Source organism: Pantoea coffeiphila (assembly GCF_016909495.1).
GTDB classification, from domain to species: domain Bacteria; phylum Pseudomonadota; class Gammaproteobacteria; order Enterobacterales; family Enterobacteriaceae; genus Erwinia; species Erwinia coffeiphila.
Genome location: NZ_JAFBFW010000007.1, coordinates 37,647 through 51,434 on the forward strand (window position 1 = coordinate 37,647; position 13,788 = coordinate 51,434).

At 59.3% G+C, this 13,788-nt stretch carries 11 protein-coding genes; 4 read left to right on the top strand and 7 right to left on the bottom strand.

The window, feature by feature from the left end:
• Positions 1–46: 46 nt before the first annotated feature.
• Genes JOE09_RS21040 through JOE09_RS21050 form a run of 3 tightly spaced genes read right to left on the bottom strand, consistent with a single transcriptional unit; the run spans position 47 to position 4,162 of the window.
• Positions 47–1,438, bottom strand: coding sequence for a PTS transporter subunit EIIC (locus JOE09_RS21040; protein WP_205067175.1), 1,392 nt, complete (start codon positions 1,436–1,438; stop codon positions 47–49).
• Positions 1,431–3,113, bottom strand: coding sequence for an alpha-glucosidase (locus JOE09_RS21045; RefSeq protein ID WP_205067176.1), 1,683 nt, complete (start codon positions 3,111–3,113; stop codon positions 1,431–1,433). Before JOE09_RS21045 ends, JOE09_RS21040 begins: the two co-directional genes overlap by 8 nt.
• Positions 3,114–3,160: 47 nt before the next feature.
• Positions 3,161–4,162: a LacI family DNA-binding transcriptional regulator gene (locus JOE09_RS21050; RefSeq protein ID WP_205067177.1), complete on the bottom strand. Its 1,002-nt coding sequence runs from the start codon at positions 4,160–4,162 to the stop codon at positions 3,161–3,163.
• Positions 4,163–4,522: 360 nt separating this feature from the next.
• Here JOE09_RS21050 and JOE09_RS21055 point away from each other — a divergent pair, with 360 nt between their 5' ends.
• The 4 genes from JOE09_RS21055 to JOE09_RS21070 all read left to right on the top strand — a co-directional run bounded on the left by JOE09_RS21055 (position 4,523) and on the right by JOE09_RS21070 (position 9,459).
• Positions 4,523–6,511 (top strand): beta-glucoside-specific PTS transporter subunit IIABC, encoded by a 1,989-nt coding sequence (locus JOE09_RS21055; RefSeq protein WP_205067178.1) that lies wholly within the window; start codon positions 4,523–4,525, stop codon positions 6,509–6,511.
• Complete coding sequence (locus JOE09_RS21060; protein WP_205067179.1) at positions 6,508–7,920, top strand: glycoside hydrolase family 1 protein; 1,413 nt, start codon at positions 6,508–6,510, stop codon at positions 7,918–7,920. Before JOE09_RS21055 ends, JOE09_RS21060 begins: the two co-directional genes overlap by 4 nt.
• Positions 7,921–7,964: 44 nt before the next feature.
• Positions 7,965–8,819 carry a BglG family transcription antiterminator LicT gene (gene licT, locus JOE09_RS21065; RefSeq protein ID WP_205067314.1) on the top strand — a complete coding sequence of 285 codons (855 nt, stop codon included), beginning with the start codon at positions 7,965–7,967 and terminating at the stop codon, positions 8,817–8,819.
• Positions 8,820–8,925: 106 nt separating this feature from the next.
• Complete coding sequence (locus tag JOE09_RS21070; RefSeq protein ID WP_205067180.1) at positions 8,926–9,459, top strand: hypothetical protein; 534 nt, start codon at positions 8,926–8,928, stop codon at positions 9,457–9,459.
• 21 nt (positions 9,460–9,480) lie between these two features.
• Here the strand turns inward: JOE09_RS21070 and JOE09_RS21075 are convergent, their stop codons facing one another.
• Genes JOE09_RS21075 through JOE09_RS21090 form a run of 4 tightly spaced genes read right to left on the bottom strand, consistent with a single transcriptional unit; the run spans position 9,481 to position 13,767 of the window.
• On the bottom strand, positions 9,481–10,242 hold the full coding sequence (locus JOE09_RS21075; protein ID WP_205067181.1) for a FadR/GntR family transcriptional regulator: 762 nt from the start codon (positions 10,240–10,242) through the stop codon (positions 9,481–9,483).
• Positions 10,243–10,253: 11 nt separating this feature from the next.
• Positions 10,254–11,033, bottom strand: a complete 780-nt coding sequence (locus JOE09_RS21080; RefSeq protein ID WP_205067182.1) for an ATP-binding cassette domain-containing protein — start codon at positions 11,031–11,033, stop codon at positions 10,254–10,256.
• On the bottom strand, positions 11,030–12,823 hold the full coding sequence (locus JOE09_RS21085; protein WP_205067183.1) for a dipeptide/oligopeptide/nickel ABC transporter permease/ATP-binding protein: 1,794 nt from the start codon (positions 12,821–12,823) through the stop codon (positions 11,030–11,032). Before JOE09_RS21085 ends, JOE09_RS21080 begins: the two co-directional genes overlap by 4 nt.
• A complete protein-coding gene (locus tag JOE09_RS21090; protein ID WP_105591484.1) occupies positions 12,820–13,767 on the bottom strand; it encodes an ABC transporter permease in 948 nt (315 codons plus the stop codon). The genes JOE09_RS21085 and JOE09_RS21090 overlap by 4 nt, the downstream gene beginning before the upstream one ends.
• Between the last annotated feature and the right edge of the window lie 21 nt (positions 13,768–13,788).

Genomic DNA, 13,788 nt, shown 5'->3' on the forward strand with positions numbered 1-13,788 from the left:
AGCAAAGGATTACGGCAAAGGGTTTATGGCAGCGGTCTGCGATTTATTATCGTTTTTTATTATCCACCCTGACCAACAGCAGCGTGCAGATAAAGGCGAAGACGGCCACGGCCACGCCGACGGTGATATAGGTAATAAACTGATAGCGGTCATACAGGTACATCAGCGGCGACAGCAGTACCGCCAACCCGTAGGAGTTCGCTTTAATCGACAACAGGGAGAGCACCATGCCGCCCAGCGCCGAGCTGCACAGCATTACCGCAATGGCCCGCATACCGGACTGCATGACGATACCAAACAGCGCAGGTTCCGAAACGCCCAGCAGCTGTGTCACGGTTGCCGAGATCCCGGCGGTCTTAAACGCCACGTTTTTCGACTTCAGGGAGATCGCCAGGCACACGGCGGCGTTGGCGAAGCCGTACATCGCGCAGACGGTAATCAGTGGGTTGAAGCCCGTACCGGCGATCAGCGAGGTTTCAATCATTATGAACATATGGTGCATGCCGGTCATCACCGCAATCGGATAGATAAAGCCGATCAGCAGACCGCCGATACCGGCAGGCAACGCGAGGAACTGCTGGATAGCCATCACCGCATAGTGCTCAAAGCCGTGCACCAGCGGGCCGAGCACCAGCAGCGCAATCGCCACGGCGCAGAGGATCACCAGGAACGGGGTGAAGATCAGATCCATCGAGTCAGGCATAATCCGGCGGAAAACCTTCTCCAGCTTCGCACCGATAATGCCGGTGATCAGCGCGGTCAGTATCGATCCCTGATAGCCGACCAGCGGAATAAAATCGAAGAGATAAATCGGCTGCGCGTTACCGTAGGCCACCGAATAGGCGTTGGGCAGGGCGGGGGAAACCAGCATCAGCCCGATCAGGAAACCGATAATCGGCGTACCGCCAAACTTCTTAAACGCCGACCAGCAGATAAACGCCGCAAGGAACGCAAACGCCGTATCGCACAGCACGGTCATCAGGGTGGTCACCGAAGCGGGCAGAGCGAGGGTGCTGGCACCAAACCACGCCAGCACCGTATCGTTAAACAGCACGCCCTTCAGCCCGAGGAACAGGCCCGTTGCACCCAGCACCGGTACGATCGGCACAAACACATCCGAGAGGTGGCGGATACCCGCCTGTAGTGAGCTGCTGCCCTGGCGGCTCATTTCATCCTTGCTGACTTCACTGATATTAAACGCCTGCATAAACTCGGCGTAAACCTTATTCACAATTCCGGTGCCGAGAATAACCTGATATTGCCCCGAGTTGAAAAATACGCCTTTGACTTCATCGACGTTTCTTATTTTTTCATCGTCTATCAGGCCGCGATCTTTTATCTGTAATCGCAGGCGGGTGGCACAATGGGTTGCAGAAATAATATTTTCCCGGCCAATGATATTCACCAGTTCAACGGCAATGTTTTTATATTTATTCATGTTGGGTGGTTCCCTTAATAAGAATGCTTTGATAAGGCTTTAATGATGAGCTGAGCTGCGGATAGTTATTAACGATAATATCGCCCTCCGGTATTTTATAATCAACTGCGTGGTGACTGAGGTTAGTGACAGAAGTAAAGCATTCACTCGCCGTGCGGCGCTGATAGCTGATGATTTCCGGCGAGGCGGTTTCCAGCGGGATAAAATCGCCCCAGATCAGCGCATCGGAATACGCTTTGCGCAGGCGAATCAGCTGCTGGTAGAAGGCAAACACCGAATCCGCATCCTGCTGCTGCGCGGCGGCGTTAATCAGTGCATCCTCTGCCGACAGCGCCAGCCAGGGTTTCGCCCCCTGATTAAATCCGCTGTTCACCGAGTTGTCCCACGGGAACGGCGTGCGCGAGTTGTCCCGCGAGCGGTGATTGACGAACGCCAGCGACTGCCGCTCGGAGAAGCCTTCCGCCAGCGCGCGATGGTAGTTATCAATGCTGGAAATATCGTCGAATTCGCTGATATCGCTGCGGCAGAAGTTGGTCATGCCCAGCTCCTGGCCCTGATAGATGTACGGCGTGCCGCGCAGGAAGAAGTACATCGCCGCCAGGCATTTCGCCCCGATATCGTTCTGATAATCCGGGTGAACCAGTTTCGACAGCGCTCGCGGCTGGTCGTGATTCTCAATAAAGCTGGTGCCCCAGCCGCACTGCGCAAAGGCGCTCTGGCTGTCGAACAGCGCCTCGCGAAACTCGGCTACCGTCCAGTCGCGGCGGCGGAACCACTCCGAGCCGTTTTCCACATCGATATCCGCCGCGTGGAAGTCAAAAATCATATCGAAGTAGCCGTTCTTGCCGATAAACTGGCCGTACTCCGCATAGGGAACGCCCGGCGCTTCGCCGACGGTAACGCAGGCATAGTTATCAAAGGTGTTTTCCTTCAGCTCGTTCAGAAACACGTCAATGCCGGGGCGGTTGCGCGCCTTGCTTTTGATCGACCCCAGCCCGTCAACGCCGTCGACCGGCACGGAGGCGTAGTCGGCATCTTTCTTGATAAAGGTAATCGCATCCACGCGGAATCCGGCCACGCCTTTCTCCAGCCACCAGTTAATCATCCGGTAAATCGCCTCGCGCATCTGCGGATTTTCCCAGTTCAGGTCGGGCTGCTTCTTGTGGAACACGTGCAGGTAATACGTCTCTTCCCCCGGCACTTTTTCCCACGCGCTGCCGCCGAAAATCGAGCGCCAGTTATTCGGCGGCAGGCCGTTGACCGCCGGGCGGAACAGATAATAATCGCGATAGGGGGAATCCGCATCGGCCAGCGCCTGCCGGAACCACTGATGCTCATCGCTGGTGTGATTCACCACCAGGTCGATCATGATTTTAATCCCCAGCTCGGCGGCTTTGTCGATCAGCGTATCCACATCGCGCATCTCGCCGAACTCCGGGTTCACCGCGTAGTAATCGGCGATGTCATAGCCGTTATCGGCCATCGGCGACAGATAAAACGGCGAAATCCACAGCATCGTCACGCCCAGCGACTGCAAATAGGGCAGCTTTTCGATAATCCCCGGCAGATCGCCAATCCCGTCGTTATTACTGTCCTTAAAGCTCCTTGGATAGATTTGGTAAATCACGGATTCCTTCCACCAGCGATTATCCTGGCCTGCTTGCTGCTTTAACATGTCCACCTCTGTGATGTGGTATCGATACCACATTGTGATAAAAAAATTTACGCCGACTTTCTGAGCACCAGTTCCGCTTTCAGATCGTCACTGTTGTAGCGGTAGGGTTTACCCGCGATAAGGGCAATCAAATATTCCACCGAGAACTGCCCCAGCTTGTCTACCGGCTGGTTCACCGTGGTAATCGGCACGCTGACCATTTCGGAAACCGGCAGGTTATCGAAACCGACCACCGCGATATCCTGCGGCACCCGAATGTCATGGTTGGTCAGCCAGGTGACCAGGCCGCAGGCCACATCGTCACTGCCGGTAAACACCACGTCGGGCCGTGCGGAAGGGGGCAGCGCCGCCAGCTGTTCCGCCAGGCGGATGCCGTCTTTGTAGGTGTGCAGCCTGCGGAAAATCAGCGCGTCATCAACGGTTCTGCCCGCCACCGCCATCGCCTTCAGAAAGCCCCGGTTACGGCGCTCGCCGTGGCCTTTTTGCAGGAAATCACCGCCGGTGCAGTAGGCGATTTTCTGGTAACCCTGTTCCAGCAGATAGCCGATGGCGCTAAACGTTGCTTCTTCATCATCCACCCGCACCACCGGCAGAGTCGAACCGTCCACGCGGGTGTTGCACAGCAGAATAGGGCCGTGCTGCTGATATTTTTCCAGCACCGCTTTATCGCTCTCCACCGAGCAGAGGATCAGGCCATCAATAATCTTTTTCTTCAGCAGGTCGAGGCAGTTGGCCTCTTCCCCCACGCTATCGTGGTTCTGCACGATCAGCACCGAATAGCCGTTTTTGCGCGCCGTTACCTCCAGTGCATCCACCAGATTGGCGAAAAAGGGGTTGGTGATCCGCGACACCAGAATGCCGATGCGGTGCGACTTCACCCCGCGCATCTGCTGGGCGGCGGTGCTTGGCTCGTAGTCCAGCGCCTTCATCGCCGCGAGGATACGCACTTTCTTATCTTCGGAGATGTAAGGGTGATTGTTCAGAAAGCGCGAGACGGTAGTGACCGACAGTCCGGCGTGCTCTGCCACATCTTTAATGGTTGCAGTCATAATGTATGAAATCGATATCAGAATGCCGCTACGCTATTTTTTAGCGGCAGTATTGTCAATCGCAACCTTCCAGAATTTGATCGCAATCACATGAAAGCGGTCAGAAATTTCCAGAAGGCGGCAAAGGAGGTGCGGTGTGAAGTGAAAGTTGCGAGCCAGATCGCATTACTGCATTCCGGAGATTGCCAGCCTGCACCGGCTCTGCTGATAATCGCCACGCAACGAGCTTTACAGGTTGCCGTGATTTTTATTAAGGCGTGTCACTGGTAAAGCAGGCAAGACCAAAATAAAAATGCTCCTCCACCGCGAGGCGCATTTTTTATTTTGGTCTTTTTTTTTGGTTTTTTTCCGGGGAAAACAGTGGATTATAAACAGCTCGCCCATCAAATCCTGTCGCTCGGCGGCGGCAAAAACAACATCAGCAGGCTCACCCACTGCGCGACGCGGCTGCGCATGGAATTCAACGATCGCGCCAAAGTTGACGCGCAGGCGATTGAAAAACTGCCGGGGGTGATCGGCGTGGTGGAAAGCGGCGGCCAGTTTCAGATTGTGGTCGGCAATCAGGTGCAGCAAACGTATCGCACGCTGATGTCGGAAATCGGCACGCTGAACGCGCAGCCCGCTGGCGGAAGCACGGCGGCGAAAAAAAGCGGCATCTTCAGCCAGATTATCAGCGTGATCTCCACCACCTTCACCCCGGTGATCCCGGCAATTACCGGCGCGGGGATGATCAAGGCGCTGCTGGCGATCCTCAAGCTTTGCGGGGTAATCAGTGCCAGCAGCACCACCTATCAGCTGCTGGATACCATTGCTGACGCCGCGTTCTTCTTCCTGCCGGTGCTGCTGGCCTACGGCGCGGCGATTAAATTTGCCTGTAGCCCGATTCTGGCGATGACCATCGCCGGGGCGCTGCTGCACCCGAACCTGGCACAAATGCTGGCAAAAGGTGGCGACATTACCTTTATCGGCATTGATGTGCGGCTGGCGGACTATGCCGGTTCGGTGCTGCCGATTATTTTCACCGTCTGGCTGATGTCGTGGGTGGAGCGCTTCGCGGAGAAAGTCTCGCCGTCGATGCTGGTGTTCTTTATCAAGCCGATGATTGTTCTGCTGGTGACGGCACCGCTGGCGCTGGTGGTGGTGGGGCCGTTTGGCATCCTGCTTAACGATCTGGTCGCTGCGGGCGCGGCGGTGATTAACGGTAAGGCCAGCTGGCTGATCCCGATGCTGATGGGCGGTCTGCAACCCTTCCTGGTGATCACCGGCACCGCGTGGGCGATGACGCCGATTGCCACCGCCCAGCTGACCCGCCAGGGCTTTGAAACCATCAACGGTCCCGGCATGCTGGCTTCCAACATTGCGCAGGGTGCGGCGACGCTGTGTGTGGCGCTGAAAACTAAAAATAAAGATCTGAAGCAGCTGGCGTCTTCCGCCGGTTTCACCGCGCTGCTGGGGATCACCGAACCGTCACTGTACGGCGTAACGCTGAAGCTGAAGCGCCCGCTGATTGCCGCGATGATCGGCGGCGGCTGCGCCGGAATTTATGCCGGGCTGAGCGGCGTTGTGCGCTATGCGTTTGTTTCGCCGGGCCTGGCCGCGCTGCCCGCATTTATCGGCGACAATCCGATGAATATCGTGCATGCGCTGATCACCTGCGCCATCGCCATCGTGGTGACCTTTGCGCTGACCTGGTTCCTCGGCTTTGACGATCCGCAGCCGGAAGGGGGGGATGATTTATCGCCTTCTGATGGCACCCCTTCAGCCGGGGCGAAACCTGCCGTTAGCGGAGCATCTCCGGTGTCCAGGGCAGCAGTATCAGGTTCCGCTACAGCCGAATCGGGACAGGCCAGCTCTACGACAGCGGCTCACCTGCAGTCGGAAACGCTGCGCAGCCCGCTCAGCGGCCGTATTGTGCCGCTCTCCTCGGTGCCGGACGACGTCTTCTCCCTCGGCCTGCTGGGCCAGGGCGTGGCGATTATCCCGGATCGCGGCGTGCTGCTCTCCCCGGTAGCGGGGGAAGTGGTGACCTTCCTGCCGTCTAAGCACGCGGTGGGCATCAAATCGGATGAGGGGGCAGAAATTCTGATTCATATCGGTATTGATACGGTCAATCTGGCCGGTCAGCACTTCACCTCTTCGTTACAGGTTGGCGACCGCGTCAGCCCGGGTGACGAACTGGTGAGCTTCGATCTGGCGGCGATTATTGCCGCCGGTTATGACCCGATCACCCCGGTACTGGTGGTCAACAGCGAGGGGTATCGGGCGGTTGAAGCCCTTGCTGACGGCCAGATCGCCACGGGGGCCGATCTGCTGGCCCTGAACAGTCAACACGGAGAGACCACAGCATGATTTATCGTCAGACAGCACCGTTTCCAGCCGATTTTTTATGGGGCGCTTCGACCTCGGCCTATCAGGTTGAGGGCGCGTGGAACGAAGACGGCAAAAGCCCGTCGGTGATTGATATGTGTCAGCACGCGGCGGAAACGGCGGATTTTACCGTGGCCAGCGATCACTATCATCGCGTGATGGAGGACATTGCGCTTTTCGCCGAGCTGGGGCTGAAGGCCTACCGCTTCTCGATTGCGTGGACGCGCATCCTCCCCGGTGGCGTCGGGGAAGTGAATCCGGCCGGGCTGGCGTTCTATGAACGGCTGATCGATGAGCTGAACCGCCACGGCATTGAACCGATCGTCACCCTGTACCATTTCGATCTGCCGTGGTGCCTTGAGCAGCAGGGCGGCTGGAACAACCGGGCAACCATCGACGCCTTCGTGGAGTACGCGCGTACGCTGTTTACGCACTTTGGCGAAAAGGTTCGCTACTGGCTGACCATCAACGAACAGAACACCATGATCCTCCATCCGGGGGCGATTGGCCTGCCGGAGGGCGGCGTAATGCCCACGGCAAAATCGCTGTGGCAGCAGAACCACCATATGATGCTGGCCCAGGCGCAGGTGATGGCGCTCTGTCACCGCCTGCTGCCGACGGCGAAAATCGGCCCGGCGATCAACACCACGTCGATGTATGCGGAAACCTGTAAACCGGAAGACGCCATTGCGGCGCATAACTGGGAAACCCTGCGCGGCTGGAATTTCCTCGACGTGGCGGTGCACGGCCGTTACAACTCGCTGGCCTGGCGCTACCTGCTGGACCGCGATATTGCGCCGGAGGTTGCGGAAGGGGATGCGGCGATCCTGCTGCAGGGCAGGCCGGACTACGTGGCAATCAACTACTACTCCACGGCCACCATCGCCGCCAGCCGTGGCGACGCTTCGGATATCAGCGCCCGCGCCGGGGATCAGCAGATTATGCTGGGCGAACCCGGCGTGTATCGCGCGGCGGAAAATCCTTTCGTTGGCAAAACCCAATACGGCTGGGTGGTCGATCCGGTGGGGCTGCGCCTGACGCTGCGCAAAACCTGGGAGCGCTACAACCTGCCGATCCTGATCACCGAAAACGGCATCGGCGCGCCGGACGAGCTGGAAGCGGGTGAGGTGATTAACGACGACTACCGCATTGACTTTTTACGCCAGCATATTGCGCAGCTTCAGCTGGCGCTGGCGGATGGCGTTGAGGTGATCGGCTACTGTCCGTGGTCGGCGATTGATGTGGTCAGCACCCATCAGGGCTACGGCAAACGCTACGGGTTTATCTACGTTAATCGCGGCGAGCACGATCTGAAAGATCTGAAGCGCATTCGCAAGCAGAGCTTCGGCTGGTATCAGCAGGTGATTGCCAGCAACGGGCAGAGCCTGTAAAACAACACGCAGCAGACAATGGCCGGGTGGCAACAATGGAAAAAATGACGGTAGTGAAGGTACTGAATAACAGTCTGGTGTTAGCCAGTACCCCCGGCCATGAAGATGTGATTGTGATGGGTAAAGGGCTGGGCTTCAGCAGCCGGCCCGGCGACGTTCTCGATCCGCAGAAAATTGAGAAAATCTATGCGGTGCAGAACAGCCAGGCCGCACGCGATTATCTGCGGGTGATTGAGAATTCGCCGGAATATCTGCCGCCGCTGGTGCAGTCGCTGATCGACCAGGCTAACGTCGGGCTGAACGGTCGCCTCAGCGAGCAGCTGTTCTTCACCCTGATGGATCACCTCAGCTTTGCCATTGAGCGTTTCCACAAGGGCATTGCCATCCAGAACCGGCTGCTGTTTGAGGTTAAACGCTTTTATCCGCGTGAATTCGCGCTGGCACAGCAGGCGGTCAACACGCTGAATCAGCGGCTGTCCATCACCCTGCCGGAAGAGGAGGCGGGCAATATCGCCTTCCATCTGGTGAACGGGCAAACCGACGTGCTGAATATGGAATCCACGCTGCTGTCGGTGAAGATGCTGAAAGATATCTTTAACATCATCAAATATCATTTTCGCGTGGAGATCGATCGCGACTCGCTGAACTATCAGCGTTTTCTGACCCACCTGCAGTTCTTCATCCAGCGGATGATCGAACGGCGGCAGATCGCCACCAAAGACGATTTTATCTTTGAACAGGTTCGCGGCGAGTACCCCGACCACTATCGCGCCAGTCAGCTGATCGCCGAGTATGTGCTGAATCTGTTGCAGGTGACCCTGACCAGCGACGAACTGCTGTACCTGATGATCCATCTGGTGCGGGTGGTGCCACCGGCAGGGGAGCTGGCCGACGACTAACATGATTCAACCGCACGGCCGGTTTACGATGTTTTGCCGATGCGCGATACTCAGAACTCCTTCTTTTCAGTCCGACAGGACCGGCAGACACGAACAGGACCGCAACGTGTACTTCGAAAAACGGAACAGGATCTATCATCTCTTTATCGCGGGAATGTGCCTCTGGCTGGTCTGGATGATGGTCTGCCTGTGGCTGACGCGCCGGGTCTGGCTGCGCGAAGGGGAGTATAACGGGCTGATAACCGTCTCCGTGGCCTGCGGTATCGGGCTTTTTGCTGCGTGGCGGCATTTTCTCCGTGGCCCGGAGGTGGATGAAGGCAATGTGGCGCTGCTGAAAACCTTTGCCGGTGTGACCGTATTTGCCTTCATTACCCTGTTTAATGTGCCGGATATGTGGGTATATCTGACCGCCAGCCGTCCGGTGCAGAGCGAAGTGGCGTATACGGTGGAGCATCCCGGCCCCGCCAGTTCGCGATTCAGCCGCTGCCCGGCGGGGATTCGTTACTATGATGTAGACCTGCGGCGTCATATCGAATTCTGCGCCAGCGACAGTGACATTCCGCCCGCGGCCCGCGCGCTGCGGGTGGAGAAGCGGCTCGGTAACCTCGGCGGGTATATTGTCAGCTACCGGTTTATCTGACTCGTCGGTTACGCGAGGCGGCTAAACGCTGTCGCTCAGAAAGCGTTCCTCCAGCGTTGCCTCCAGCGCCAGCATTGACGCCTCGGCGTGCTGCATATGTGCATACATAATCGCTTCCACCTCTCCGGCGTCCTTGCGGCGCATCGCATCGATCAGGCGGCGCTGGAAATCAATCCCGATCCGGCGGTCTACCGGCTCCGGGCGCTGATAAATATCTTTGCATACCGCCAGGTCTTTCAGCAGCCGCTGCAAGAAGTGGCAGAGAAACGCCAGCAGTACGTTATCGGCATAGCTGGCGACCACGCCGTGAAAATCCAGCTCCGCCATGCGCTGGGCCCAGCGCTCGTCTTCATCGGCCGGAGGATGGTCGTAAACGGCAATCAGCTGATTTAATCGCGCAAAACCGGCTTCGTCGATGGCGTGAATCGCGCTGACGGCGGCAATTGGTTCCAGCGCTTTGCGCAGGGCATAGATATTGCCGATGGACAGCTCGCGGGTGAACAGATAGTTGGACAGCAGGCTCATGGCGCGGGTCTCGGTCATCGATTCGATAAACGCGCCGCCGCCCGGCCCGGTTTTGGTGCGGATCAGCCCCTGCACCTCCAGTGATTTCAGCGCTTCACGCACCGTGCCTTTGCCTGCGGCGTAGTGCTGAGCCAGATCTTTTTCCTGCGGCAGCCGGTCGCCCGGCACCAGGTTTTCGCGAATAATGGTTTCTTTAATCGCATCGACAATTTCGTCGGTGCGCTTGCGGCGCGGAGCGTCCGGGGTGTCCTGGGTCATCAATTATTCCTTCACAGACGGGGGGCGCTGGCCAGCAGACTCTGCGTGTAGCGGTGCTGAGGTGAACGGAACAGCGTGGCGTTATCGGCACATTCTACCAAATCTCCGTGATACATCACCGCTACCCGATCGGCAATCGATTCGACCACCGCCAGATCGTGGCTGATAAACAGGTAGGAGAGGCCAAACTGTTCTTTTAACTGCTCCAGCAGCAGCAGAACCTGCGCCTGCACCGACACATCCAGCGCGCTGACCGGTTCATCCAGCACCAGAATGCGCGCTTCGGCGGCCAGCGCCCGCGCCAGCGCCAGCCGTTGGGCCTGCCCGCCGGAAAACTCGTGCGGATAGCCAATCAGCGCATCGGCGGGCATTTTCACCGCCTCCATCAGCTCCAGCATCCGCGCTTTTCTTTTGGCGCTGCCGTAGCCGCACAGCGCTTTCAGCGGCACGTCCAGCGTGTCGGCGATGGTTTTTCTCGGGTTCAGCGAGGCGACCGGGTCCTGAAAGACATACTGGATCAGCCGACCGTTCTCTTTCGCGCTGCGCCCCGGGCCTGTCTCGTTACCCATCAGGCGAATGGTGCCGGATGTCGGCGACTCCAGCCCGACCAGCATGCGCGCCAGGGTACTTTTTCCCGAGCCGCTTTCGCCCACTACCGCCAGCGTTTCCCCGGCGGCAAGATGCAGTGAGATCCCTTTCACCGCCTGCACCTGATGAGCCGCCGGGCTGAACCAGCGCGCGGCGTGGCCGAAGGTTTTCGTCAGGTTTTCCACCTCAATCACGTTGCTCATACGCGCTCCTGTTGGGGCTGGCTGCCGGGGTAAAGTACCGCGACCTGGCGCAGGAAATCACGCCCCTGGCCTGCTTTCGGCACGCTGGCGATCAGCCGCCGGGTGTAATCATGCTGCGGATTTGCCAGTACGGTGGCGGTATCGCCGCTTTCTACAATTTCGCCGTGGCGCATCACCGCCACCCGGTCGCAGATCTGCGCAATCACGCCGAAGTCGTGGGTGATAAACAGCAGCGTCAGCCCGCGCTGGCGGCGCAGGTTTTGCAGCAACTCAAGAATGCGCGCCTGCACGGTAACGTCCAGCGCGGTGGTCGGTTCATCGGCGATGATGATCTCCGGGTCGTTCGCCAGTGCCATCGCGATGCCCACGCGCTGGCGCTGGCCGCCGGAAAGCTGATGCGGCCAGGCGTTAAAGCGCGCGGCGGCATCGGGAATGCCGACGTCCTCCAGCAGGGCCACTGCTTTTTGCCGCGCCTCGCTGCGCGAAAGCGGTCTGTGCGCTTGAATCGCCTCAACGATCTGGTCACCGATACGCAGCTGCGGATGCAGCGTGCTCAGTGGGTCCTGGAAAATATAGGCCACGCGCGCGCCGCGCCGCTGGCGCAGGGCATCAGGGGAAAGCGACAGCATCTCTTCGCCGCCAACGTACACCGCGCCGCCGCTGATTTCCCCCGGCGGCGAGGCCAGCAGGCCCATGATTGACAGTGCGGTAACGCTTTTGCCCGAGCCGCTTTCGCCAATCAGCCCCAGGCATTCCCCGCGTTGCAGATGGAAGCTGATGCCCTTTACCGCCTGCTGAGTCTGTTTTCCGGCGCGGAAGCTGACCTTCAGATCCACCACCTCCAGCAGTGCGTCTTCGGTTTTTGCCGCCGGTACGGCAGGGCGGGTGACGGTGGTGACCGCCTGCGCACGCTGCAGCACGCCGGAGCGCAGGCGCGGATCGAGCAGGTCGCGGATGCCGTCGCCCAGCAGGTTAAAGCTCATCACCAGCAGGAAAATCATAATTCCCGGCACCAGCGATACGTGCGGGGCGCTGAACATCTGTGCGCGACCCTGGCCGAGCATGGAGCCGAGGTCGGCATCCGTCGGCTGGGTGCCGAGGCCGAGGAACGACAGCCCGGCGGTTTCCAGAATCATCCAGCCGATGGTGGTGGACATGGTCACCACGATCACCGGCATCACGTTGGGCAGCACTTCGGTAAACAGCACCGACGCGTGGCTTTTGCCGGAGAGTCGCGCCGCCTGCACGAAGTCGCGCTGGCGCAGGCCGACGGTCAGGCCGCGAATATTACGGGCGAAGAAGGGAATATTGACCACGGCGATGGCGTACAGCGCATTCAGCAGCCCCGGCCCCAGCACCGCAACAATCGCCAGCGCCAGCAGAATATAGGGGAAAGCCATAAGCATATCGATCAGCCGCATCAGCAGGCTGTCGGTGCGGCCGCCCGCGTAGCCCGCCAGCAGGCCGATCAGCGTGCCGAACAGCGCGGCCAGAAGCGTGGCGCTGATGCCCACCGCCAGCGACACCCGCGTTCCCCAGACCAGTCGCGAGAGCACATCGCGCCCCAGCGGATCGGTGCCCAACAGGTGCCCCGGCGACAGCGGCGGCAGCAGGCGCTGCAGCAGGTTGGTGGCATCCGGGTCGGCCAGCGGCAGCAGCGGCGCGCAGAGGGCAACGATCGCCGTCAGCAGCAGAATAATCAGCCCCAGCGTCGCCAGGCGGTTCGCCAGCAGCAGCGACCAGAGCGACGGGCGGTGGCGCGCAGAGGGCGCCGTCAGGATCTGGCTCATGATTTTAACCTCGGGTCGAGAAGCGCCTGCAGGATGTCGGCGCACAGGTTGATCAGCACATAGACCGCGGCGGCCACCAGTACGCCGCCCTGCACCAGCAGCAGATCGCGGGTGGCAACGGCTTTCACCAGCATCGCGCCCAGTCCCGGCCACTGGAAGACGGTTTCAATGTACACCGCGCCGCCCAGCACAAAACCGGCCTGAATGCCGATGACCGGGATCACCGACACCAGCGCCATGCGAAAGGCGTGGCGGTAGATCACCTTCGACTCGCTCAGGCCGTTGGCGCGGGCGGTACGGATAAAGTCCTGGCGCAGCACTTCCAGCATTGCGGTGCGGGTCAGGCGGGCGATCACCCCGGTGGCAACAATCGCCAGAGTAATGGCGGGCAGCGCCAGGTGATGTAGCAGATCCAGCCAGTCACCGCCGCCCCAGATGGCGAACATCCCTGAGGCCGGGAACCACTGTAGCTGTACGGCGAACAGCATAATCATCAGCAGGCCGATCCAGAACGAGGGCATGGAAATCCCCACCAGCACGCACAGGGTGATCAGCCGGTCGCCCCAGCCGAACTGGCGCAGCGCGGAGGCAATCCCCGCCAGCAGTCCGAGCACGGTACTCAGCAGCAGCGCGCTGCCGCCGAGGATCAGCGTGGCCGACAGCCTTTGCAGGACCTCGTCAATCACCGGGCGATTCAGCACGTAAGAGCGGCCAAAGTCGCCGTGCAGGATGTTGCCGATCCAGATCAGATACTGTTGCCACAGCGGCTTATCCAGCCCGAGATCGCGGGTGATGCGTTCGACGTTTTCCGGCGTGGCCCAGGCCCCCAGCAGTGCCTGGGCCGGATTGCCGGGGATCATCGCCATAATCAGAAAGACGATCAGCGAAAGCCCAATAAAGATGGGAACGATCGCCAGGACGCGTTTTAGCGTGTAGTGCCACATAGTCAGGCTCCTGCGTCGGCG